At 68.9% G+C, this 23,880-nt stretch carries 22 protein-coding genes and 2 tRNA genes; 15 read left to right on the top strand and 9 right to left on the bottom strand.

What is annotated here, in order from left to right:
- Positions 1-32 precede the first annotated feature (32 nt).
- Both PV646_RS39780 and PV646_RS39775 read left to right on the top strand, forming a co-directional pair.
- Positions 33-608 carry a DUF998 domain-containing protein gene (locus PV646_RS39780; RefSeq protein WP_500347760.1) on the top strand — a complete coding sequence of 192 codons (576 nt, stop codon included), beginning with the start codon at positions 33-35 and terminating at the stop codon, positions 606-608.
- Positions 605-2,590, top strand: coding sequence for a glycosyltransferase (locus tag PV646_RS39775; protein ID WP_500347758.1), 1,986 nt, complete (start codon positions 605-607; stop codon positions 2,588-2,590). Before PV646_RS39780 ends, PV646_RS39775 begins: the two co-directional genes overlap by 4 nt.
- 60 nt (positions 2,591-2,650) lie before the next feature.
- Here the strand turns inward: PV646_RS39775 and PV646_RS39770 are convergent, their stop codons facing one another.
- The 4 genes from PV646_RS39770 to mptB form a co-directional block, all read right to left on the bottom strand.
- On the bottom strand, positions 2,651-3,493 hold the full coding sequence (locus tag PV646_RS39770; RefSeq protein ID WP_500347756.1) for an oxidoreductase: 843 nt from the start codon (positions 3,491-3,493) through the stop codon (positions 2,651-2,653).
- An 83-nt stretch (positions 3,494-3,576) separates the two neighbouring features.
- Entirely contained in the window at positions 3,577-4,104 is a 528-nt protein-coding gene (locus PV646_RS39765; RefSeq protein ID WP_500347754.1) for a TetR family transcriptional regulator, read from the bottom strand.
- 5 nt (positions 4,105-4,109) lie between these two features.
- Positions 4,110-7,784 carry a patatin-like protein gene (locus PV646_RS39760; protein ID WP_500347752.1) on the bottom strand — a complete coding sequence of 1,225 codons (3,675 nt, stop codon included), beginning with the start codon at positions 7,782-7,784 and terminating at the stop codon, positions 4,110-4,112.
- 71 nt (positions 7,785-7,855) lie between these two features.
- Positions 7,856-9,403, bottom strand: a complete 1,548-nt coding sequence (mptB, locus tag PV646_RS39755) for a polyprenol phosphomannose-dependent alpha 1,6 mannosyltransferase MptB (RefSeq protein WP_500347750.1) — start codon at positions 9,401-9,403, stop codon at positions 7,856-7,858.
- A gap of 124 nt (positions 9,404-9,527) precedes the next feature.
- On the opposite strand from mptB, the gene PV646_RS39750 reads away from it, so the two are divergent.
- From PV646_RS39750 to PV646_RS39715, 8 genes are read left to right on the top strand one after another with little or no spacing between them, the layout of a single operon-like run.
- Complete coding sequence (locus PV646_RS39750; protein WP_500347748.1) at positions 9,528-10,217, top strand: helix-turn-helix transcriptional regulator; 690 nt, start codon at positions 9,528-9,530, stop codon at positions 10,215-10,217.
- Complete coding sequence (sufB, locus tag PV646_RS39745) at positions 10,214-11,668, top strand: Fe-S cluster assembly protein SufB (RefSeq protein ID WP_439660038.1); 1,455 nt, start codon at positions 10,214-10,216, stop codon at positions 11,666-11,668. Before PV646_RS39750 ends, sufB begins: the two co-directional genes overlap by 4 nt.
- 1 nt (position 11,669) lies before the next feature.
- Positions 11,670-12,827 carry a Fe-S cluster assembly protein SufD gene (gene sufD, locus PV646_RS39740; RefSeq protein ID WP_500347746.1) on the top strand — a complete coding sequence of 386 codons (1,158 nt, stop codon included), beginning with the start codon at positions 11,670-11,672 and terminating at the stop codon, positions 12,825-12,827.
- On the top strand, positions 12,824-13,138 hold the full coding sequence (locus PV646_RS39735; RefSeq protein WP_500347745.1) for a non-heme iron oxygenase ferredoxin subunit: 315 nt from the start codon (positions 12,824-12,826) through the stop codon (positions 13,136-13,138). The genes sufD and PV646_RS39735 overlap by 4 nt, the downstream gene beginning before the upstream one ends.
- A gap of 37 nt (positions 13,139-13,175) precedes the next feature.
- Positions 13,176-13,949, top strand: coding sequence for a Fe-S cluster assembly ATPase SufC (gene sufC, locus PV646_RS39730; protein ID WP_500347743.1), 774 nt, complete (start codon positions 13,176-13,178; stop codon positions 13,947-13,949).
- A gap of 26 nt (positions 13,950-13,975) precedes the next feature.
- A complete protein-coding gene (locus PV646_RS39725; RefSeq protein ID WP_500347742.1) occupies positions 13,976-15,253 on the top strand; it encodes a cysteine desulfurase in 1,278 nt (425 codons plus the stop codon).
- Position 15,254: 1 nt separating this feature from the next.
- Entirely contained in the window at positions 15,255-15,695 is a 441-nt protein-coding gene (sufU, locus tag PV646_RS39720) for a Fe-S cluster assembly sulfur transfer protein SufU (RefSeq protein WP_191303847.1), read from the top strand.
- A gap of 32 nt (positions 15,696-15,727) precedes the next feature.
- Positions 15,728-16,078, top strand: coding sequence for a metal-sulfur cluster assembly factor (locus PV646_RS39715; RefSeq protein WP_500348282.1), 351 nt, complete (start codon positions 15,728-15,730; stop codon positions 16,076-16,078).
- A 52-nt stretch (positions 16,079-16,130) separates the two neighbouring features.
- Here the strand turns inward: PV646_RS39715 and PV646_RS39710 are convergent, their stop codons facing one another.
- Positions 16,131-16,703 (bottom strand): NUDIX hydrolase, encoded by a 573-nt coding sequence (locus PV646_RS39710; protein ID WP_500347741.1) that lies wholly within the window; start codon positions 16,701-16,703, stop codon positions 16,131-16,133.
- Positions 16,704-17,089: 386 nt separating this feature from the next.
- Between PV646_RS39710 and PV646_RS39705 the strand changes: the two genes are divergently transcribed.
- From PV646_RS39705 to PV646_RS39690, 4 genes are all read left to right on the top strand, one after another.
- Positions 17,090-17,162, top strand: a tRNA-Leu gene (locus PV646_RS39705).
- An 87-nt stretch (positions 17,163-17,249) separates the two neighbouring features.
- Positions 17,250-17,327: transfer RNA gene (locus PV646_RS39700), tRNA-Ile, on the top strand.
- Between the two features lie 59 nt (positions 17,328-17,386).
- Positions 17,387-18,238 (top strand): DUF72 domain-containing protein, encoded by an 852-nt coding sequence (locus tag PV646_RS39695; protein ID WP_500347740.1) that lies wholly within the window; start codon positions 17,387-17,389, stop codon positions 18,236-18,238.
- Between the two features lie 4 nt (positions 18,239-18,242).
- Positions 18,243-18,689: an NUDIX domain-containing protein gene (locus PV646_RS39690; protein WP_500347739.1), complete on the top strand. Its 447-nt coding sequence runs from the start codon at positions 18,243-18,245 to the stop codon at positions 18,687-18,689.
- On the opposite strand, the gene PV646_RS39685 is transcribed toward PV646_RS39690, so the two are convergent.
- The 4 genes from PV646_RS39685 to PV646_RS39670 all read right to left on the bottom strand — a co-directional run bounded on the left by PV646_RS39685 (position 18,680) and on the right by PV646_RS39670 (position 23,141).
- Positions 18,680-19,090, bottom strand: a complete 411-nt coding sequence (locus PV646_RS39685) for a CBS domain-containing protein (protein WP_500347738.1) — start codon at positions 19,088-19,090, stop codon at positions 18,680-18,682. The two genes, PV646_RS39690 and PV646_RS39685, sit on opposite strands and share 10 nt — an antisense overlap.
- A 78-nt stretch (positions 19,091-19,168) precedes the next feature.
- On the bottom strand, positions 19,169-20,257 hold the full coding sequence (locus PV646_RS39680) for a carboxylate-amine ligase (protein ID WP_500347736.1): 1,089 nt from the start codon (positions 20,255-20,257) through the stop codon (positions 19,169-19,171).
- Positions 20,258-20,387: 130 nt separating this feature from the next.
- Positions 20,388-22,097 carry a GGDEF domain-containing protein gene (locus tag PV646_RS39675; protein ID WP_500347735.1) on the bottom strand — a complete coding sequence of 570 codons (1,710 nt, stop codon included), beginning with the start codon at positions 22,095-22,097 and terminating at the stop codon, positions 20,388-20,390.
- A gap of 87 nt (positions 22,098-22,184) precedes the next feature.
- Positions 22,185-23,141 (bottom strand): lycopene cyclase family protein, encoded by a 957-nt coding sequence (locus PV646_RS39670; protein ID WP_500347733.1) that lies wholly within the window; start codon positions 23,139-23,141, stop codon positions 22,185-22,187.
- 19 nt (positions 23,142-23,160) lie between these two features.
- Here PV646_RS39670 and PV646_RS39665 point away from each other — a divergent pair, with 19 nt between their 5' ends.
- Complete coding sequence (locus PV646_RS39665; RefSeq protein ID WP_500347731.1) at positions 23,161-23,619, top strand: nitroreductase family deazaflavin-dependent oxidoreductase; 459 nt, start codon at positions 23,161-23,163, stop codon at positions 23,617-23,619.
- Positions 23,620-23,880 lie beyond the last annotated feature (261 nt).

The raw sequence follows: 23,880 nt of genomic DNA, 5'->3' as shown, positions 1-23,880 counted from the left end.
GTTGATCAACGTGTTCGCAAGAGACTTTTCCCGTGGTCGAAGCGGGGGCGAAAAGACGAAGCTTGGCGGTCGGGGGACTGGTGTTCTCACTGGTCCCGATTCTCTACCTGCATGTCATGTCGGCAGGGCAGCTCAACCCGGTCTCGGACGTGATCAGCGACTACGTGTTCGTGGACAACGGCACGGGCTGGCTCGCGGCGACGTCTCTTAGTCTCGCGGCCGTTTCGGCGTTGCTCGCCGTCAACCTCCGGGGTGTAGGCAGGTCAGCGCAGTGGCTGATCGGGATCTGGTCGGCGGGGCTGACCGTGGCGACGATCTTCCCGACCGATCCGACGGGAGAGCCGACCTCGATGTCGGGCTACATCCACCGGTACGCCGGCGCGGTGATGTTCGTGGCCCTGCCGGCCGCGGGGGTGCTCATCGCGCGCCAGTTTCCGGCCCTGCTCGGTATCGCGACAACGGCGACCGTCTCCAGCGCCGCGTTTCTCGTCAGTCACGTTTCCTTCGGCGGTTTCGAGGCGCGCGGACTTACGGAACGCGTTTTGTTCGCATCTCTTTACGTACTCCTTTTCGCCATCGCGGCACTTCAAGTGAGGCGCACGTCATGACCATGCTCGCCATCACGCTCGCCGTGTTCGGCGCGGTGTGCTTCGCACTCGCCGCCCGCCTGCAGCACGACGCGGTCGCCCTGACCGGTGCGCGTGCCAGCGTCCTGCGCGAGCCCCGGTGGCTCGGCGGGCTCGCGTTGCTGGTCGCCGGTGCCGGAGTGCACGCCGTCGCGCTGGGCATGGCGCCGTTGACGGTCGTGCAGCCGATCGGTGTGCTCGCGATCGGCATGACCGCGTTGATGGACCGCCGTTTCCGCGAGTTGCCGGCGATCCTGCTCACGACCGTGGGTGTCGGTGCGTTCGTGTTCTTCGCCTCGGGCAGTGCGACCTCGACGAAGGTCGTGCCGGACGTCGAACTCACCGCCGGACTGGTGACCCTCGGCCTGATCGCGGTCCCAGGCGTGATCGCAGCCCTTACGCCGAACGCACGCGTACGAGCCGTGGCGTTCGCATCAGCCGGTGGTGTCGCGTACGGCTATGTGTCCGTGCTGATGCGTGCTGTCTCTCAGTCCGTGCAGCAAGGCGGGTTCGGGCTCTCGCACCTCGCGTCCGTGCTCGGCATCGCCCTCTCACTCGCCGTCGGCGGCTGGCTCGTCCAGCACTCCTACGCCGGCGGACCGCCTCATCTCGCCGTCGCCTGCCTGACCGTGGTCGACCCGCTGGTCGCCGTCGGCCTCGGCGCCTTCCTGCTCGGCGAAGCCGCGCATTTGTCTCCTTTGACCGGTGTCGCGCTGTTCGCCTGCGCTCTCGCCGCCGTTTGCGGCGTGTTCGCACTTGCTCGTCAACCTCGTGAAAACATCCGAACGGAGCTCCCCGTGAACACCTCCAGCACGCTGCGCGTCGTCATCGCCGCCGACACGTTCCCGCCGGACGTCAACGGTGCCGCGCGCTTCGCGCAGCGCCTGGCGGTCGGTCTCGCCGAGAAGGGCCACGACGTCCACGTCATCGCCCCGGACTCACCGCGTGCCACGGAAATCCCGGGTGTGACAGTCCACCGGCTGCGATCGCACCGGCTGCCGTTCTACCCGGACTTCCGCTTCTGCCTGCCGTGGCAGGCCTCCCGCGAGGCCGACGCGTTGATCAAGGCGCTGAAGCCGGACGTCGTGCACGTCCAGGCGCACTTCGTGGTCGGCCGGTTCGTCCTCAACTCCGCTGTGGCGCAGGGCATCCCGACGTTGGCGACCAACCACTTCATGCCGGAGAACCTGTTCAGCCACGCTCACGTGCCGTCGTTCCTGCAGGGCTGGGCCCGCAAGTTCGCCTACCGCGACCTGGCCCGCGTCTTCGCCCGCGCCGACGTGGTGACGGCGCCCACCCCGCGCGCCGTGCAGCTGTTGCACGACAGCGGTTTCCCGGAGCCGGCCGTGCCCGTGTCGTGCGGCATCGACATCTCCCGCTACCAGCGTTCCGTGACGCACAACGACCGCCCGACCGCGCTGTTCGTGGGCCGCCTCGACGAGGAGAAGCGCGTCGACGAGTTCCTGCGCGCCCTGGCCCGGGTCCCCGGCGCGTTCGGCGAGATCGTCGGCGACGGCACCTGCAAGGCGGAGTGGGAACTCCTGGCCCGCGACCTGGAGATCACGGACCGCGTGAAGTTCCACGGCTTCGTCTCCGAGGACGACCTGCTCGACGCCTACGCCCGCTGCGACCTGTTCGTCATGCCCGGTGTCGCCGAACTGCAGAGCCTCGCCACGATGGAGGCGATGGCCGCGGGCAAGCCGGTGATCGCCGCGAACGCCATGGCACTCCCGCACCTCGTGCACTCGGGCCGCAACGGCTGGCTGTTCGAGCCGGGCGACGTGAACCAGCTGTCCCAGCGCCTGCACACGCTCGTGCACGACGCCCCGATGCGGGCCCGGATGGGCGCGGCCAGCAGCGAGATCATCTCGCACCACGCGCTGGCCACGACGCTGGACCGCTTCGAGGCGCTGTACGCGCGGGCGATGGGCCAGACGGTCCCGGTCATCGCGCTGGCGGCCTGACGTTCGGGAGGGGCGACAGGCTGTCGTTCGGGGGAGACCCGGTCGCATGACGCGGCCGGGTCAGCCCGCGTCCGAGGGAAAGTCCGCGGACGCGCTGACCGCCGCCCACTTCTCCGTCTCGGCACTCCGCTTCGCCTCGGCGGCCAGCACCGTGTCGACCGCGGCCGCACCCAGCACCAACCGGCGCGGCGGCGCGTCCGACCCGACCACGTCGAGCACCACCCGCGCACCACGGGCAGGGTCACCAGGCTGCTTGCCGTCGGTCTCGTCCCGGAACCGGTTGATCGCGCCGACCGTGGACTCGTAGTCCTCCCCGACCGAGTGCCGGACCATCGACGAGCCCTGCCAGTCGGTGCGGAACGCGCCCGGCTCGACGATCACGACCCGCACGCCGAACGGCGCCACCTCGTTCGCGAGCACCTCGGAGAATCCCTCCACCGCGAACTTCGCGGTCTGGTACGCGCCCATGCCCGGGGTGCCTCCCGCGCGGCCGCCGACGGACGAGAACTGCACGAAGGTGCCGGAACGCTGCTGCCGCAACACCGGCAGCGCCGCGCGGGTCACGTTCACGACGCCGAACAGGTTCGCCTCGACCTGGGCGCGGAAGTCGTCCTCGGTCGTCTCCTCGATGGGCGCGCTGTTGGCGTACCCGGCGTTGTTCACGACCACGTCTAGCGTGCCGAACGCCTCGACGGCCCGTTGCACCGCACCACGGGCGGCGGCGGGGTCGGTGACGTCCAGAGTGATCGCCAGCACGCGGTCCGGGAACCGTGCCACCAGGTCTTCCAGCTGTTCCGGCCGCCGTGCCGTCGCGACGACCCGGTCACCCGCCTCGGCGGCGGCCACGGCGATCTCGCGCCCGAAACCGCGGGACGCCCCGGTGATGAGCCACGTCTTCGACATCGTCCACTCCTTAAGTGTCACTCTTGATGACACTTAAGACGCTCAGGGCAGAGCGAAAATGCCCGGCCAAGGCATGGCCCTCGTCACACACGGCCGCCGACGCCGTGCAGGAACGTCCCGACCACCAGTTCGGCGGCCGGACCGGGATCGAGCGCGGGCATCTCCTGCGCGACCGTGTGCAGCTGGGTCTGCAGCACCCGCAACGCCCAGCCGTCAGGCAGCCCGGACGCGATCAGCCCGGAGCTCAGCAGGAACTCGTCCATGCGCGCGTCGAGTGCGGAACGCCGCTGCTGGATCGCGGGGTCGGTGACCGCGCGGATGTCGACGGGCCAGTCGCGGCTGAGCCGGATCCCGCCCTCGGCGAACGCCAGCAGCGCGTCGCGACCCGAACCGGTGAGGGTCGCGACGATCAACGCCTCCAGCTCGTCCAGCCGCGCGCGGTAGACCGCCAGCAGCAGCTCCTCGCGCGAGTCGAAGCGGCGGTAGACGGTCCGCTTGTCCACGCCCGCCGCGGCGGCGACGTCGGCCATGCGCGCGAGCGGGTCCGCCGAGAAGACACGGGCGGCCGCGCGCAGCACCGCTTCGACGTTGCGAGTCGCATCGGCCCTCATCCGCGTCAAAGTACAGGGTCGGGATTCCGTCCTTTGTGGAGCTTCGTCTCGATTCGCTGCGCCACGACGACTCCGGCCGGGGAGAGCGTGAGCTCGGAGGGGTGTTCACCCTCGCCCTCCACCAGGAACCGGTACAGCGAGGCGTGCCCCTCCAGTCGTTCCCGCAACGTCGTCGCGACGTCGTCGCCCTCGGGGTAGATCGCCGGGATCGCCTCGGCCACCAGCTGTTCGCGCAACCGGCGGCGTTCGGCCCGCGGCACGTACCAGGACGTGATCAGCAGCAAGGTCAGGCCGAACGCCAGTGCCGTGCCGATCACCGCCTGCCAGCCCCACCCGCGCGGCCCGGCGACCAGCAGCACGTCGGCGACCACGAGGTAGCCGATGCCGTAGACCACGGCCCAGCCCGCGGTCGCGGCGGCGGGCGGCTCGGCGCGTTCCGTGCCCCACACGCCCTCGACGCGGCGCCAGCGCTGCAGCGACTTGCCGCCGGACAGCGCCATCCACACGCCGAACGCTCCACACAGGACCGACACGGGGATCACCAGCCACGGCTTGGTGTGCAGCTCGAACCGCCACACCGACCAGACCAGCCCCGCCATCACGAGCAGCACCGCCGCCTGCTTCCAGCGTCGCTGGACGATCTCCAGCGGCCGGAAGTCGGCCAGCACCGCGAGCGGCGTGCGGATCGGAGCGGGCAGCGATCCCAGGACCAGCAGCGCCGTCACGACGAACGCGACGCCGGCCACCGTGATCGTGCCGGTCGTGATCTCCGCGCTGTCGCGGGGAAGCCGCTCGACGGCTATGGCCACCAACGGGATCACGGGTGACAGCAACACCAGGCCGTGCAGCAGCGTGCCGCTGCGCAGTGCCGCGTACCCGAAGGCGCCGAGCAGGCTGGCCGCGCCGAGCGCCGCGCCCGGACCGGCGGCCCACGGCGGCAGCATCCCGAACAACGCCATCACGACGAGCGCGCCACCGACCGCGAGGCCGAGCAGCCCGAGGAACCGGGCCAGGTTCCCGCCGCGCGTCAGCCCGGTGATCGTCCAGTAGGGCAGCAGGGCCGCGCCGCGCACCACCCGCGTCACCGGCCGCACCGCCGCGAGCCCGGACCGTTCCGAGTCGGCGACCGTGACCGCGACGGCCGCGGCGGTCGCGGCCGTGCGGATCATCTGGTCCGACGCCGCCTCCTGGGTCAGCGGCTCACGGCCGATGCCCGCGCGGTCGAAGGCGTTCAACGCCGACATGCCCAGCGTGACCGTGTGCTCGTGCGGGTATTCCAGGCGCCGCAACAGGTCCGCGTGCTCCTCCAGGAACAGCTCACCCCGCGAACGCCGGTCCGCGCCGTCACCGCGGTCGGCGATGATCGCGGCCCGCAACCGGGGGAGCTCCTCGCAGATGATCCGCCAGTGCAGGCCCCACGCGGCGAGCTCGGCGAGCTTCATCGACGACGGCGACAGCTCGTTGTCGGTCTCGTAGATCCCCGCGAGTTCCACGCGGGCCTCCTCGGCGCAGGCCGCGACCTGGATCGGCAGCTCCACCCCGAACATGCTCTTCAGCACCTGGTCGACCACGGCCTTCGCGCGCTGATCAGCCGTGCGCTGATCACCTTCGGGCCGGCCCAGCAGGTCCATCCGCCGCAACCGCCGCGGGTCGAACAGCACCCGGCACAGCATCGTCGCGCCGTCGAGCCGGCCCCAGATCCAGTCGTTGACCCGCCACGACCGCTTCAGGAACCCGGAGAACCGCGACAGCGACGCGCCACCGGCCTTGTCGTCGGCCGTGATCGACTGCCGCGCGAACGCGTTGCGCGTCTGCAGCGACACCTGCACCAGCTCGACCGGCGTGTCCATCCCGGTCGAGGCGTCGTCGGACAGGCACGTGCCGGCGATCTCCAGCGCCAGCAGGCGACTCAGCCACCGCTCGCCGTCGCCGAGCCCGGCCTCCGCCTCGACGGCCGGGGCACCGAGCAGCGCGTGCCAGCAGACGAGTCCGCCGAGCTTCAGCCGGTGGCCGTCGAGCGCGGTGATCACCTTCTGCGCCTCGCCGACGATCCGGCCGATCTCGGTGACCTGGGCCCTGACCTCCAAGCCGAGGTGCCCGTCGATCATGTTCTCGTGGTAGCTCGCGAGCCGCCCGGTCCAGTAGGTCTCGCCGAGCGAGTCCGACGGCTTCCAGTCGAACAGCTCCTCCCGCAGCCGGCGCAGCTCCGCACGGACCTGGTGGAGTTCGCGGCGGGACTTGGTGATCCCTTCCGCTTCCGCTTCGGGGATGACCCACACGAGCCGCTTGAGCAGGTCGAGCGCCGACGCTCCGAGGCGTTCGGCCATCGTGATGCCCCACTCCCAGCCCGTGTCCTCGCGGCACACGAGATCGGGCAGCTTCACGCCCGGCACGTACGGCAGGACCCCGTGCTGCTTCTTCCACTTGCGCTGCGCGGTCTCCGCGGCCCGGCGCGCCCGTTCGAACGACCAGTTCGCCGGATTCCCCTTGGGCAGCGCGAACTGCTGCGCCGTCACCTGCCGCGCGGCGAGCCGGATCTCGACGTCCTCGTAATGGCCGAAGAGCTTGTCCGCCAGCGAGTACACCTCGCCGACGACGTCCTCACCACCCGCGTGCATCCGCTCCAGCAACGCCATCCGGCCGCCCCTGCTGCTGGCCGCCCGCCGGTTGTGCTCCTCGATCTTCTCGACGTAGGTCCTGTTGGCCTGGCTGGACATCGCGCCCAGCAGCTTGCCGCCGGACCCGACCGTCGTCAGACCCTTGTCGACCGTGTCGGCCACCGGCTCGGACCCCAGCGGCTCGGCGTGCGGGAAGACCAGCAGCATCACCCGCCGCACCGGCCCGTCCGCGGGCATCCGGTCGATGGCCTCCAGCGCCTCGCGGGTGGGCGTGTTCACGAGCACACCGCCGTCGACCGCGAACCTGCTGCGGTCGCCGCCGTTGGACCAGCTCGCGACGTCCGCCATGTCCGGGCGGTCCGGCGAGGCCTGGCCACCGACCGGGATGAAGCTCGGCTCGAACGCGAACGGGAAGCTGGCACTGCTCCGCGCGGCCAGCGCGAGCTGCAGCACGCGGTCGTTCAGCGTGCCGGCCGCGAAGTCGTCACGGGTCTGGGCGGACACCCAGTTGTACGGGTCGCGGCGGAACGAGAACGAGCCTTGGTGCACCGACTGCGTCAGCGGCTGGCCCAGGTCGTCGTAGGTGATCGTGGGCACGCCACCGAGCAGGGTGGTGGTGATCCGCAGGTCGATGGGGCGCTGGTCGGGCTCGGTCGGCTCGAAGTCCGTCGTGAGCCGGGCCAGCGCCTCCTGCAGCCGGGGCAGGAAGAACTCGTCACCCTTGAGCAGCGACGCGGGCGAGCCGCGGAACGGCGTCCGCAGCAACTGCTCCATCCGCCCCTGCTCGGCCCAGAGGTCCCGCAGCCTCGTCAGGTCGGCCTTCTTGTTGACCTGCGACAACGCCAGCGCGGCACCGTTGATGCCACCCGCCGACGTGCCGGAGATGACGTCCGCCCTGGCCGTGCAGCCGACGAGGTCCAGCAACGGCTGGTACACCGATCCGGGCCTGGTCAGACGGTCGAGCTCCAGCACCGTGCCGCCCATCCAGACGGCGAGGCTCACGCCCCCGTTGAGCACGACGGCGAACCGGACCTCTTCCCGCGACATGGGTTGCTCGCTCACGCCGCACCACCCCCTCCGGCGACGATCTTCCCTTGCCGGTTACTCGTCCGCCGGAGGTTCGGGGTTACCGATCAGACGTGTCCGCCGCCGGCCGGGTCGGACTTCAGGAACGGCCCGACCCGCTTGCGCGCGATCAGCACGCAGATCGCGAACGTGATGACCGCTCCGGCGACGGCCTGCGGCACCGTGTAGGCACGCCCGTCGAACGCGGACCCGGTCGGCGGCAGGATGATCGCGATGATCGCCGAGGTGACCATGGCGAACATCCGGAACTTCGGCCCGACCACGGCGGTGGCCAGCGGGATCGCCGCCCACAGCACGTACCAGGGCTGCAGCACCGGCCCGAGCACCAGGATCGCGCCCAGCGCCGCGCCGAGGCCGTTCATCGCCTTGATCCGGCCCTTGAAGCTGCGCCACAGCAGCCCGACCGTGATCACGACGGACACCGCCTGCCCGAGCATCCGGGTCAGCGAGATCATCGCCTCGGTGTGGTTGCCGAGGCCGAGCATGAGGCCGGTGCCCGCGCCCAGGAAGCCGAGCGCGGTCGGCGGCGACATCCACGACTTCACGGTCGACGCCACGTTCAGGGTCTCGACCCAGCCGAAGCCGAACCCGGTGCCGAGGCAGATCACCACCACCCCGACCGCGGCTATGCCGGCCATGATCCCGGCGACCATCGCCAGGTGTTTGAACTGCCCGCCGAGCTTGCGCGCCACCATCACGCCGAGGAAGCCCAGCGCGGCCATCGCGGGGATCTTCACCATCGCGCCGCACACGATGACCACGGCGCCCAGCGAGATCCAGGTCCACTTCAACGGTTCCAGCCCGCGCATCGCGAGCTCCAGGCCGACCAGCATCAGGCCGAGCGCCAGCCCGTCGTTGTGCACGCCGATGACGATGTGGAACAGCACCAGCGGGTTCAGCGCGCCCAGCCACAACGCGCCGACCGGCGGCACCCCGAACCGGGCCGCGAGCCGCGGCAGCGCCCACACGATCATCCCCAGGCCGACCAGGACCAGCAGCCGGTGCACGAACACGCCGGACACCACGTGGTCGCCGGTCAGCATCGCGGTCAACCGGCCGAACGCGAGGAACAACGGCCCGTACGGCGCCGGCGTCTCCCGCCAGATGTTCGGCACACCGCGCGTCAGCACGTGGTCGACGCCCAGCGCGTTGGCCGGACCCAGCTCGTACGGGTCGAGCCCGCGCGCCGCGATCTCGCTCTGCGCCAGGTACGAGTAGACGTCGCGGGAGAACATCGGCACGCAGAAGACCAGCGGAACGGTCCACATCAGCAGCGTGCGGTCCATCTGACCGCGCGAGATCAGCCGCGGCCTGCCCGGCTTCACGAACCGGCCCAGCGCGAGCCAGGCCGACACGATCATGAAGATGCCGGTCCAGACGACCCCCATCGCGACACTGGGCATCCTCGAGAAGAGCCCGAGCACGGGCACGCCGTAGAGGGGGGAGTAGATCGGCGCGGCGCCGCCACCCAGGGATCCGACGGTCAGCAGGAGAGCGCCGATGGTGCCCCAGCGCCGGACGATGTCCAGTTGACGACGCTCTCGACCGTTCAAGAGGTCGCTCTCCGGAGTCACGGCTCCGCCGGAAGTGGGCATGCGGGCAGCGTATCTAGCCCGTCTCAGCCGTGAGTCAGGTCACCCTGTGACCGCGATCTTTGCGACCTCCGGCTAAATACGCAACACTGGTGTTGTGAAATACGCCGAGACCCACCTTGACGCCGTGCCTCAGCACGACGGCAAGACTCGGCGTGCCGTCGCCAGGCTCCTGCTGGAGCAGGGCCCGGTCACCGCGGCAGCCGTCGCGGAGGAACTGGGCATCAGTCCCACGGCCGTGCGTCGTCACATAGACGCGCTGCTCGCGGACGGCGAGGCACTCACGAGGGACGCACCGCGGCAGACTCAACGTGGTCGTGGCCGTCCCGCGAAGCTCTTCCTGCTCACCGACGCCGGACGCGCCCAGTTCGGCCACGCCTACGACGACCTCGCGGTCGCCGCGCTCAGGTTCCTCGCCCAGACGGGCGGGGAAGAGGCTGTGCGTGCTTTCGCGCAAAGCCGTGTCGACGCACTGGTGGACCGTCATCGTTCCGCGATCGTGGCCCAGGTCACGCCCGCCGAACGGGCGAAGGCCCTCGCAGCCGCGTTGACCAGGGAGGGCTACGCTTCATCGGCGCGAAACGTCGGGGTGGGTGAGCAGTTGTGCCAGCACCACTGCCCGGTCGCCCACGTTGCCGCCGAGTTCCCCCAGCTGTGCGAGACCGAGACGGAGACGTTCGCGAACCTCCTCGGTACCCACGTGCAGCGCCTCGCGACGATCGCCCGCGGCCACGCCGTGTGCACGACGCACATCCCGAACGTTCAGCCCGGCTCTGCCGGAAAGCTCATCCCAGATGATGGAGGGGAGCCCGCATGACTGCCGCTGCCGAGCAGCGCACGCCCACCACGGTGCAGTCTCCGCTCACGCAGGAAGAGACGATTGCGTCTCTTGGTAACTACGAGTTCGGCTGGGCCGACTCCGACGTTGCCGGCGCGAGCGCCCGCCGAGGAATCAACGAGGACGTCGTCCGCGACATCTCGGCGAAGAAGGACGAGCCCGAGTGGATGCTCGAGTACCGGTTGAAGGCGCTGAAGCTCTTCGACCTCAAGCCGATGCCGAGCTGGGGCGCTGACCTCTCTGGGATCGACTTCGACTCGATCAAGTACTTCGTGCGTTCGACCGAGAAGCAGGCCACCTCCTGGGAGGACCTGCCCGAGGACATCAAGAACACCTACGACCGCCTGGGCATCCCGGAGGCCGAGAAGCAGCGCCTCGTCGCCGGTGTCGCCGCCCAGTACGAGTCCGAGGTCGTCTACCACCAGATCCGCGAGGACCTGGAGGAGAAGGGTGTCCTCTTCCTGGACACCGACACGGCCCTCAAGGAGCAGCCGGAGCTCTTCAAGGAGTACTTCGGCTCGGTCATCCCCGCGGGTGACAACAAGTTCTCGGCGCTCAACGCCGCGACGTGGTCCGGTGGCTCGTTCATCTACGTGCCGAAGGGCGTGCACGTGGACATCCCGCTGCAGGCCTACTTCCGGATCAACACCGAGAACATGGGTCAGTTCGAGCGCACGCTGATCATCGTCGACGAGGGTGCCTACGTGCACTACGTCGAGGGCTGCACGGCGCCGATCTACTCCTCGGACTCGCTGCACTCGGCCGTCGTCGAGATCATCGTGAAGAAGGGCGGCCGCTGCCGCTACACGACGATCCAGAACTGGTCGAACAACGTCTACAACCTGGTCACCAAGCGCGCCAAGGCCGAAGAGGGCGCGACCATGGAGTGGGTCGACGGCAACATCGGCTCCAAGGTGACCATGAAGTACCCGGCCGTCTTCCTGATGGGCGAGCACGCCAAGGGCGAGGTCCTCTCGATCGCGTTCGCGGGCGAGGGCCAGCACCAGGACGCCGGCGCCAAGATGGTCCACATGGCACCGCACACCTCTTCGACGATCATCTCGAAGTCGGTCGCGCGGGGCGGTGGCCGCACGTCGTACCGCGGCCTGGTGCAGGTCAACAAGCGGGCGCACCACTCGAAGTCCACGGTGAAGTGCGACGCGCTGCTGGTCGACACCATCAGCCGCTCGGACACCTATCCGTACGTCGACGTCCGCGAGGACGACGTGCAGATGGGTCACGAGGCCACGGTCTCGAAGGTCTCCGAGGACCAGCTGTTCTACCTGATGTCGCGCGGCCTCAACGAGGACGAGGCCATGGCGATGATCGTGCGCGGGTTCGTCGAGCCCATCGCGCGTGAGCTCCCCATGGAGTACGCCCTCGAACTGAACCGCCTGATCGAACTGCAGATGGAAGGGGCCGTCGGCTGACATGGCCGCCCTGTCTACGAAACCTCACTCCCACGGTGCCGTCGTCCCCGTCTCCTCGCGCGCGGAGCACTTCACGTCTTTTGACGTGAACGCGTTCGAGGTCCCGGGCGGCCGTGAGGAGATCTGGCGCTTCACGCCTCTCAAGCGTCTTGCCGGTCTGCACTCCGGCGCTGCGGCAACGGGTTCCGCTGCCGTCGAGGTGTCCGCCGCTGAAGGCGTCACCGTCGAGACCGTGGGTCGTGACGACTCACGGCTCGGCACCGCCGGCGTCCCCGGTGACCGCGTCGCGGCGCAGGCGTACTCGTCGTTCGAGAACGCCACGATCGTGACGCTGCCCGGTGACGTGAAGTCCGAGCCGACCACCGTCACGGTGACCGGCGCGGGCGTCGGCGCCGTCGCCTACGGCCACATCCAGGTCAAGGCCTCGCAGTTCGCCGAGGGCACCGTGATCCTGGACTTCCGCGGTTCCGGCGCGTACGCGGACAACATCGAGTTCCTCGTCGCGGACGGCGCTCACCTCACGGTGATCACCATCCACGACTGGGCCGACGACGCCGTGCACGTCTCGCAGCACCACGTGAAGCTCGGTCGCGACGCGACCATCAAGCACACCGTGGTCACGCTCGGCGGCAACGTCGTGCGCGTGACGCCGGTCGTGCAGTACGCGGGCCGCGGCGGAGACGCCGAGCTGTTCGGTCTGTACTTCGCGGACGCGGGCCAGCACCAGGAGCACCGGCCGTTCATCGACCACGCGCAGGCCAAGTGCCGCAGCAACGTCGTCTACAAGGGCGCGCTGCAGGGCGAGGGTGCCCACGCGGTGTGGATCGGTGACGTGCTCATCCGTGTCGCTGCCGAGGGCACCGAGACGTTCGAGCTGAACCGGAACCTGATCCTGACCGACGGCGCGCGCGCCGACTCGGTGCCGAACCTGGAGATCGAGACCGGCGAGATCGAGGGTGCGGGCCACGCCAGCGCCACCGGCCGGTTCGACGACGAGCAGCTGTTCTACCTGCAGGCGCGCGGCATCCCGGAAGACCAGGCGCGGCGTCTCGTCGTGCGCGGCTTCTTCCAGGAGCTGATCGCGAAGATCGCCGTCCCCGAGGTGCGCGAGCGTCTCGAGGCGGCCATCGAGGCAGAGCTCGAGGCGGTCGGCACGTGATCAAGGTGTGTGCACTGTCCTCACTGGACGACCGCAAGCCGTTCGCCGCCAGCGTCGACGACGTCGATCTGGTGCTGGTGCGCGACGGCGAGCGGGTGCACGCACTCGCTGATCTGTGCTCGCACGCAGCGGTGTCGCTGAGCGAGGGCGAGGTCTCCCGCAAGGGGATCGAGTGCTGGTTGCACGGGTCGTGCTTCGACCTGCAGACCGGCCAGCCCTCCTCGCCGCCCGCCAGCGAGCCGGTCGACGTCTACGCCGTCGACATCCGTGACGGCGACGTCTTCGTCGACGTCACCGTCACCACGAACTGACTGACTTCTAGCTACACCACCAGGAGAACGGCAAGTCATGGCCACCCTTGAGATCAAGGACCTGCACGTCTCGGTCGTCAGTGAGGACGCTCCCAAGGAGATCCTCAAGGGCGTCGACCTGACGATCAAGGCCGGCGAGACGCACGCCATCATGGGCCCCAACGGCTCCGGCAAGTCCACGCTGTCCTACGCGATCGCCGGACACCCGAAGTACACGATCACCTCGGGCACCGTCACCCTCGACGGCGAGGACGTCCTCGAGATGTCCGTCGACGAGCGCGCCCGCGCGGGCCTCTTCCTCGCCATGCAGTACCCGGTCGAGGTTCCCGGCGTCTCGATGTCGAACTTCCTGCGCACCGCCGCCACCGCCGTCCGCGGCGAGGCCCCGGCCCTTCGCCACTGGGTGAAGGAGGTCAAGGGCGCGATGGCCGACCTCGACATCGACCCGGCGTTCGCCGAGCGTTCGGTGAACGAGGGCTTCTCCGGCGGTGAGAAGAAGCGCCACGAGATCCTGCAGCTGGGCCTGCTCCAGCCGAAGATCGCGATCCTCGACGAGACCGACTCCGGTCTGGACGTCGACGCCCTGCGCGTCGTGTCCGAGGGCGTCAACCGCTACAAGGCCTCCGGCGAGGTCGGCGTCATGCTGATCACGCACTACACCCGGATCCTCAAGTACATCCAGCCGGACTTCGTGCACGTCTTCGCGAACGGCCGGATCGTCGAGTCCGGTGGCCGCGAGCTGGCCGACGTGCTCGAGTCCGAGGGTTACGTGAAGTACACCGGCAAGACGGAAGCCGCTGCCCTTTCCTAGCGTTATAGGTGTTGAGAGGAGGCGCTGTGACCACCACCGCAGCACCACTGGACGTAACCGCTCTTCGAGCGGACTTCCCGATCCTGTCTCGCACCGTTCGTGACGGGAAGCGCCTGGTCTACCTGGACTCCGGCGCCACCTCGCAACGCCCGACGCAGGTTCTGGACGCGGAAAAAGCATTCCTGCAGCAGCACAACGCCGCTGTGCACCGCGGTGCCCACCAGCTGGCTGAAGAGGCGACCGACGCGTACGAGGGTGCGCGTCAGCGCATCGCGGACTTCGTCGGCGCCGACTTCGGCGAGCTGGTGTTCACCAAGAACGCCACCGAGGGCTTCAACCTCGTGGCGTACGCGATGGGCAACGCCGCGACCTCGGGTCCCGAGGCCGCGCGCTTCGTCGTGGGTCCCGGCGACGAGATCGTCGTGACCGAGATGGAGCACCACGCGAACCTCGTTCCGTGGCAGCAGCTCGCGTCCCGCACGGGTGCGACGCTGAAGTGGTTCACGCTGACCCCGGACGGTCGTCTCGACCTGTCCGATGTGGACAGCGTGATCACGCCGCGCACCAAGGTCGTCGCGTTCACGCACCAGTCGAACGTGACCGGCGTGATCAACCCGGTTTCCGTTCTGGTCGCGGCAGCGCAGAAGGTCGGCGCGCTGACCGTGCTGGACGCGTGCCAGTCCGTTCCGCACAGCCCGGTCGACTTCCGCGCGCTGGGCGTCGACTTCGCTTCGTTCTCCGGCCACAAGATGCTCGGCCCGTCCGGCATCGGTGTCCTCTATGGACGTCGTGAGCTGCTGGAAGCGTTGCCCCCCTTCATCACCGGTGGCTCGATGATCGAGCAGGTGAAGATGGAGGGCTCGACGTTCGCCCCGCCGCCGCAGCGCTTCGAGGCCGGTTCGCCGATGACGTCCCAGGCCGTCGGCCTGGGTGCCGCGGTGGACTACCTGGGCATCGTCGGCATGGAGCGGATCAACGCCCACGAGCACGACCTGACCGTCGCGGCCCTCCGGGGTCTGGGCGCGATTCCCGGTGTCCGCTTGATCGGGCCCCAGGACGCGGTCGACCGGGGCGGCGCCGTGCCGTTCGAGATCGAGGGTGTCCACCCGCACGACGCCGGCCAGGTGCTCGACAGCCTGGGCATCGCCGTTCGCGTGGGCCACCACTGCGCGTGGCCGCTGCACCGCTGCCTCAACGCCCAGTCGTCGGTGCGCGCGTCGTTCTACCTGTACAACACGCTGGACGAGGTCGACGCACTGGTCGACGGCGTCCGCGAGGCGCAGAAGTTCTTCGGGGTGGCCTGAGATGCAGCTCCAGCAGATGTACCAGGAGATCATCCTGGACCACTACAAGAACCCGCACGGCCGAGGCCTGCGCGACCCGTTCGACGCGGAGTCGTTCCAGGTCAACCCGACCTGCGGCGACGAGGTGACGCTGCGGGTCAAGCTCGACGGCGAGATCGTCTCCGACGTCTCCTACGACGGCCAGGGCTGCTCGATCAGCCAGGCCTCGACGTCCGTGTTGACCGACCTCGTCGTGGGTAAGCCCGTGGGCGAGGCGTTCAAGAAGATGGACGCGTTCGTCGAGCTGATGCAGAGCCGCGGCCAGATCGAGCCCGACGAGGACGTCCTCGAAGACGGCATCGCCTTCGCCGGCGTCTCGAAGTACCCGGCGCGCGTGAAGTGCGCGCTGCTGGGCTGGATGGCCTTCAAAGACGCAGTAGCACGAAGCCAGGGAGCAGCATGAGCACCGAAGAAGTCGTCCGGGGAGCCGAAGGCATGCCGGTCTTCGAGCCCAAGGCTGACGTCGCCGCGCTCGACGACCTCGAAGAGGCGATGCGCGACGTCGTGGACCCGGAGCTCGGCATCAACGTCGTCGACCTGGGTCTCGTCTACGACATCCACGTCGACGAGAAGAACGTCGCCACCATCGACATGACGCTCACGTCCGCGGCCTGCCCGCTGACCGACGTCATCGAGGACCAGACCCGCGCGGCCCTCACCGGCGGCACGGGTGGCGGTCTCGTGTCGGACTTCCGCATCAACTGGGTGTGGATGCCGCCGTGGGGCCCGGAGAAGATCACCGACGACGGCCGCGAGCAGTTGCGCGCGTTGGGCTTCACCGTCTGACCTCTGTTCGTTCGAACGGCGCGCGTCCTGCGGGGTGCGCGCCGTTCGTCGTTCAGAGCAGGTCGAGGAACGTCGTCGCCAGCGGACCGTTCAACGACTTCTGGCGTGCCTCGGCGACACTCACGAGCCGGGAGCTCAGCTCGTACCCGTCGGTGTCGACCCAGTCGGACCCGCCGGCGCGCTCGGTCGCGACGCCCTGGAAGACGACCTGCAGGAAGTCCGGGTAGGGGTAGAGGTACTCGGGACGCCTGGGGGCCAGGTGCTCGAAGTGCAGCCACCCCAGCGGGAGAAGGCTTTCGGGCTCGAGCAGCCACCCGGTCTCCTCGTGCACCTCTCGGCTCGCTGTGTCCGCGTGCGTCTCGCCGGATTCCCGCCTGCCACCGGGCAGGACGTGGCCGCCGTCGACGTTCTCGCAGAAGACGACCAGCTCGCCGACCCGCACGACGCACCGGACCGACGTGACCAGCTCGTCGGGCAGGTCGGCCGGGCCGAGGTGGGCGCCGACTCGCAACGGCAGCGCGCCGTCCATCCAGGCCACCTCGTCGGTGGCGGCGGGCGGATGCGCGGCCAGCAGCCGTGCCATGTCCGGGTGGCGTGTCCCGAATCCAGGCGTGGTACCCCTCATGAACACCATCGAAACAGAAATCCACGATCTGGAACACCGCGAGAAGCTTCAATAAATGCGTTGCACGGCCGTCCGGCCGTCGCCTAGCTTGGTCCCATCACGAACGACAGAGATCAACCGGAGGAAGACATGCTTGCCAACGCACAGCTCGCGGGATGGCGAATTCTCGCCCTCATCGCCGGCGGTCTGCTGGCGGTGGCGTGGGGCTCCACGCCATGACCTGATCCCCAGGTCATGACCTCGGAGCCGCCCATGGGAAACCCTGGGCGGTTTTCTTTTTCCTGCCGGTGAGCTTCGGAAGCGGAACTGCCTCCAAAACAGTTTCCCGAGGGTTCGACTCCTTCCATCGGTGCTGCTCAAAACAATGCTCGCAGTCAGTGGTCCCAGCCCCGGTAGCCCAACGGAAGAGGCAACGCGCTCAGAACGCGTTCAGTGCAGGTTCGAATCCTGCCCGCGGCACTGCACAACTGAATCGGGGGACGCGCCGGCGCGCAGGTGATCCTTGCAAGATCGCCCCGGAGGGTTCGACACCCTCGTCTTCCACTCCGTCCCGTAGCTCAGTCCGGTGAGAGCGTCCGTCTGATACGCGGTAGGTCCCAGGTTCAAATCCTGGCGGGACGACCAACGTTCGTGCACGAACCAGTGAAGTAGATTCGCACCCACGACCGATGGGAGTGGGTGGAGTGGCACGTCTTCACGTCGGCTGCGCGATGTGGACCCACAAGGCGTGGCCCGGCCGGTTCCTGCCGCAGCCCCTGCCGCCGAAGGAGCGCCTGCGGGCGTACGCGGGCTGGTGCAACGCGGTCGAGGGCAACACCACGTTCTACGCGACCCCTACCCGCAGCACAGTGGAGATGTGGGCGCAGCAGATCGACCCGGATTTCCGGTTCATGGTGAAGGTGCCCAAGGTCGTCACGCACGAGCGCCGGTTCGTCGGTGTGGAGGCGGACATGCGCGCGTTCCTGGACGCGATCGAACCCCTCGGTGAGCGGGCCGTGCTGTGGACGCAGCTGCCCCCGTCGTTCGGCCCGGCCGACGTCGACGCCCTCGGCCGGTTCCTGCGCAGACTGCCCGCCGACCGTCGCCGCGCGGTGGAGGTGCGCCACCTCGACTTCTTCACCGACGCGCGCTCGGCGTCACTGCTCGAGGGCACGCTCGACGACGTGCGCGCCGAGTGGGTGCCGTTCGACACCGAGGTCCTCTTCCAGAGCCCGCCGACCAGTGAGGGTGAAGCGGAGGCGTGGGCCAAGAAGCCGAGGATGCCCCGGCGGACCCGCGCGCTGACCGACCGGCCGGTCGTCCGCTACCTGGGCAGGGACTCCGTCGAGGAGACGGTGCGGGGGTGGGGGCCGTGGACCGAGGTGGTCGCGGGCTGGCTCCACGAAGGCCACTCGCCGACGTTCTTCATGCACACCCCCAACAACGACGACGCACCCGCGCTGGCCCGTCGCTTCCACGACGACGTGCGCGCGCTGGTCCCCGCGCTCGATCCACTGCCCGAACCGGAACCCGTCGAGCCCGCCACCCTGTTCTGAGCCCGTGGACCACAGCAGCAGAGCGATCTCGGCGGCCGGCGCGTTGTTCTTCGACGACGCCGGCCGCCTTCTGCTCGTCGAGCCCACCTACAAGCCGCGCTGGGAGATCCCAGGCGGGGTGATCGAGCACGGCGAGACGCCGAGCGAGGCGTGTCGCCGCGAGGTCGAGGAGGAACTCGGCCTGGTCAGGGAACCCGGCCGGCTGCTCGTGGTCGACTGGGCGCCCCAAGGGGATCAGGACCGGGTGCTGTTCGTGTTCGAAGGTGGCCTGCTCACCGCGGACGACCACATCCGGCTGCAGGCCGAGGAGCTGAAGCGGTACGAGTTCGTGCCGCCGGACCAGGCGGCGTCGCGCCTGATCCCCAGACTCGCGCGGCGGGTGACCGAAGCGTTGCGAGCCCGGGAGTCAGGCGAGACCCGGTACCTGGAACACGGCAGACCTCAGGCGTAGACCCGTTCGACGAACGCCGCGAGCTGGTCCTCTGGCAGGTGCCGGGCGAGGTCCGCCTCCGACACCATCCCGACCAGCCGGTGGTCCTCGATCACCGGCAATCGCCGGATCTGGTGCTCTCCCATGGTTTCGAGCACGTGCTCCAGCGGGTCCGAGGCGTCGACCCAGTGGACGTGGCCGCCGAACTCGCCGGCGCGGGTGGCCGCGAGGTCGAGCCCCTCCGCCACGGCCCTGATCACGATGTCGCGGTCGGTGATGATCCCGTGCAGCCGGTCGTCCTTGCCGCAGATCGGCAGGGAGCCGACGTCGAGGTCCCGCATCATGCGGGCGGCCTCGACGAGACTCGCGTCCTCGTCCACGCACCGCACACCGGGGTGCATGATGTCGCGCGCTGTCGTCACAACCCTCTCCTTCCGGCCTTTCGACCAGCATCCGCCCGTTCGGAGCGCTTCGCAGAACGCGCCGGAGGGTGCGAGAGGTCAGACCGGAGAAGTCTGCGCCACCAGGAAACCCACCACGTCGTCCCGCCTGCCCCGCCGCGCGAACGCCCGCCGTTGCCGCACCGCCCCCGTGCCGTCGAGCAGCAACCGGTCGATCGCCGTCGTCACCATCTCGTGGTCACCGGAGAACTCCAGCGCAGGCCGGATCCACCGCAGCAACGACGCCACGATCGACGACGCGGGTGTGGGCGCGCCGGTCACCGGGTCGATGCCGAAGCCCTCCAGGCCGTCGCGCGCTGCCCGCCACATCGCCACCTTCAGCAGGTGGGGCGGGATCTTGAGCGGCGCCGCGCCGGAACTCAGTGCGGTGGCGGCGATCCCGCGCACCAGAGCGGCCATCAGCACCGCCTCCTCGACCGTCGGCGCGACGTCCGAGACCCGCAGTTCGAGCGTGGGGTGGCGGGCGGAGAGCCGGACGTCCCAGTAGAGCATCCCGGCGTCGATCGCCGCGCCGCTCGCGACGATCTCCTCCCGTGCCGCGTAGTACTCGGCCGCCGAGTCGAAGTGCGGCGGCGCACCCGAAGTGGGCCAACGGTTCCAGACCACGTACCGCCAGCTCGCGTAACCCGTGTCACCGTCGAGCCAGTACGGCGAGTTCGCGCCCAGCGCGAGCAGCGTCGGCAGCCACGGCCGCAGGTGGTTGCTCACGAAGATCTTCGACTCGTCGTCGGGCAGACCGACGTGCACGTGACAACCGCAGATCGCGAGATCGTTGGTGAGCGCGCCCATCTCCTGCGCCATCCGGTGGTAGCGCGGGGAGTTCGTCAACGGCGTCGGCATCGTGAGGCCCAGCACGGGTGTCCCGGTCGCGGCGAGCCTCGCGTCGTGCCGCGCGGCCCGTTCGATCAACGCCCGGCGCGCGGCGGCCAGTTGCTCGCGCAGCACGGCCATGTCCGTGCAGATCCCGCTGGCCGATTCCACCTGGTATTGCGCGATTTCCGGCTGCAGGTCGACCTCGAACTGGTCCGCTCCCGCCAGCACTTCGTTGGCACGGTTGGCCAAATGCCCCGTGGAAGCTTCTACGAGAACGAATTCCTCTTCCACGCCAACGGTCAGGAGGCCGTCCATGCTTCTGCGTTGCGCGGGAACCGATTGAGTTCTGCTGCCGACCTGCACGCCGAACCTCCTGTGCACTGAGTAACAGTCTCGATGCTATGAGTGATCAGCGCGCCGCACAGGAGGCGTTCGGTTGTACTTGTCAGCTCACCGCGCGTTGCGCGACACCACGCAGCACATCCCGTCGTTCGGTGCCCGGCCGTCCCATCACCCAGCTGGACCCGGCGAGCGACTTCGCGTGCTCCTTCACTGGTGCCAGCAACCGCGACACCTCGCGATACGACCCCACTGATCCCGGGGCACAGACAAGGGTCGCAAGAGAGAGGGTCACGTGTCGTCCCTCTGCCGTGTATGGCTTGTCGAGCAAACGAGCACTCAGCGGCACCGTCTCGTCGAGCCCGGCGAGGAGCAGGAAGTCGTCCCCACCGACGTGCCCGACGTGCACACCGGGGAACGTGTGCGCGAGATCCGCCAGGTCGTGCCCGATCTCGCGGATCAGATCGTCCCCGGCCGCGAACCCGACCGAGTCGTTGACCAGCTTGAAGCTGTCGACGTCCAGCCAGGAGACCGAGAAGATCTCGCCGGCCTCGATGCGCCGGTCCACCTCTCTCGCAACCGCGTCACTGCCCGGAAGACGTGTCAGGGGACTCAGCGCGGCCGCCTGCTCCACCTTCAGTTCGGCGACACCGCGCACAACGTCCGCCACGCGCACGACACCCATGCACCGCTCGTTGTGGTCCACGACGATGAGGTCGTCGTTGGTGCGCTCACGGTTCGCACCCGCCACCACGTCCAACAGTTCGAGCGCCGACGCCTCGGTGCCGATGACGTGAGGCTTGTCCGCGAGCCGTGCGGCCTCTCTCTTCGCATGCAACGCGTGCCCGTACGGACCCGTCACGGCCAGAAGGAACCGGTTGCGGTCCACGGACCACTTCGGGCGGCCCTCGTCGTCCAGCAGCACGACACCCGTGACCGACTGCTGCGAGGCGAACACCTCACGCACCTCTTCGCTCGTCGCGTGCTCCGGCAACACCGTGGCGGGGTGCAGGAACGCCGTGATCCGCGGGCCCGTGCTGGCCCGGCGGATCTCCCCGGTCTCGGTGACCGCCTCGGGTGCGATGCGGGCGTTCACCGCCGGCCGCCGCTGCGGGGGAGCGAGAAGCCTGCCCTGCGCGTACCCCACCCCGAGCTTGCGCAGGTAGGTCAGTTCCGCCTCGGTCTCCACACCCTCGGCCACGACCTGGCCACCCGTGTACTCGCCCAGGTGCACCAGGGACTTCACCAGCGCACCCCGCGCGGCGTCGTCGGGCAGCGAGCGGACGATCTCGCGGTCGAGCTTGATGTAGTCCGGTGAAGCGCTGGTCAGCAGCCCGAGAGGGACGTCGCCCTCACCCACGCAGTCGAGCGCGATCCGGAAGCCGTTGTTCCGCAGCGTCTGCATGCCACGGGCGAGATGGCCGCGGTTGGCACGGGAGTACGGCTCGCCGATCTCGATGACCACGGTGTCCGGAGACCGTCCCGAGTCCCGGAGCGCACCGTAGAGCGGACTCATGACCTCGGGCTTGTCCGCGACCGTGATCGCGAGCAGGTTCACGTGCAGCGGCAGCATCAGGTCGAAGTCGGCCGCGGACCGGATGGCGCGGCAGGCGAGTCCGACGTCGGCGTTGGCCAGCAGACCCGCCCGGAAGGCGGCCTGGAGCAGATCCTGCACGCTGCCGTCGTGCGGCCGGGCCAGAGCCTCGATCGCGACGACGCCCCCGGTGTTCAGGTTGAACAGCGGCTGGAAGGCGAACCTGACGTCATCCAGCAAGGCGGGCACGTCCTCGATCGTGCCGGTGCGAACGAGCGCCACCAAGTGGGTTCACCAGCTGTTCACGAGCTTGGCGACCATTTGCCACACCGGGGGTGCGTTCGGTGACACGGCGTTCACGCTGGGGATTCAGCGGGGGAGTTTCCACCTGAGGTGGCCTGGAGCGGTGCGGAACAGGGCGAGCATGGCGGCCGCTGTTCCCCTGACGTCCTCCCGGCCGGACAGGTAGGCGCGCTGCAACTCCACGTCGAGCCGGAAGAAGACCTCGAAGAAGTCCAGGGTCTCCGCGGGGCTGAGCCTGAGGAGGGCTTCGAGACCTCGCGCGCGCATGGCGTGCACCATGCGCGCCTTGCGGGACCAGATCACGCGCTTCGGGTCTTCGCCCGCCTTGACCGCCCGGGCGACCTGCGGCGCGAGCGTCAGCGAGGTGGCGACGCTGTAGCCCGTGGCGGGGTGGATGAACCCGGCCGCCGCACCGAACCCGTTGTCCGTGGCTCGTGGTGCGTCGAGGGGGAAGCGGACGCGTTCTTCTTCGTCGGTGGGTACGAGGCGTGCGTGCAGGCGTTCGCGAAGCTCGCTCAGCGGCATGCCCGGCCTGCTCGCCAGACAGGTCTCTTCGACCAGGACGCGGTTGTCTCCCAGCGGGACCGTGTAGAGGAACGTGTCGCCGTTGCCGCGCCAGTCCATCAACGTCGTCTCGGTGCTGTCCGACTCGATGACCGTTCCTACCGCTGTTTGCTCGGCACGGCCCTTGCGCGCGCCCGTGGCGTTGAACGTGAAGCGCGCTGCTTCTGGCCGTTGGAGCACTTCGACCGTGTCCGGCAGTTCGTGCAACTTGGCGTTGTCGAGGACGACGTAGGTGCGTTCGATCAGGTGCTCCTCGCGCGCGTACGCGCGAACAGTGGTGCTCACCGCCCTGGTCGGAGTGTCTGGCGGGAGCTCGTCGGCCCACGCCCCGTAAGTCGCGGTCCAGGGCCGTTGTGGGTGACGGTCCACGATCGCCGTGTGAAGCCCTTCGTGTGCGCAGGCCCGTGCGAGCGCACGGCCCGCAGGACCTCCACCAATCACCACTACGTCGAACGTCATGAGGTCCATGATTGACCTTGTGGCCAAGACTTACCGTCAGCACCTCGTGCGCCGTGTCGGCAACGTCGTCATCAGCCGTGCCGTAGCGCTCGGCATCGCGCCCTCCTACTACGTGCTGTTGACGATCCGTGGCCGGCGCAGTGGTGCGGAGCGGACGATTCCCATTCGCCTGATGTCCCATGACGGGCAGGAGTGGCTCGTCGCGCCGTACGGGGTTCGCGACTGGGTGCACAACGCACGGGCGGCCGGCTCGGCGGTCCTGCGAAGGGGACGTAGGTCACGTCAAGTCGTTTTGAACGAGGTTTCCGCGGCCGTCGCGGCGCCCGTGCTGGCCGCTTATGTGCGCAAAGAGCCCGTGACAAGGCCTTTCTTCGACGCGCGGGTCGGTGACCCCGTCTCGGCGTTCGAGGCGGAGGCCGACCGCCATCCGGTCTTCGCGGTGACGAACGCCCAGGTCAGTGGCGGTTCCGAGGCTTAGGGGACCCCCGATTTGGAGATCGAAAGTGCCCCGTGTAATGTTCTCCAAGTCAGAGCGACACGGGCCGGAAAACAAGCCGGAACGGGCCTGACGAAAAAACCGGAAGACAAAGAAGGCCTAGCGGCCGATTTGACACCGGATCGCAAGACCAAATAAGCTTTCAACACAGCCCCGGAAGTAAGTCAGCGTGAAGCTGATGTGACTGCGGTGTGCGCGTGTTCTTTGAGAACTCAACAGCGTGCCGAAACACAGCCAGTAATA

The sequence above is a fragment of the Streptomyces sp. ID05-26A genome, from assembly GCF_033794685.1.
Taxonomy (GTDB): Bacteria; Actinomycetota; Actinomycetes; order Mycobacteriales; family Pseudonocardiaceae; genus Lentzea.
The sequence above is the reverse complement of the archived record's forward strand: the minus strand, read 5'-3'. Positions and strand labels throughout refer to the sequence as shown.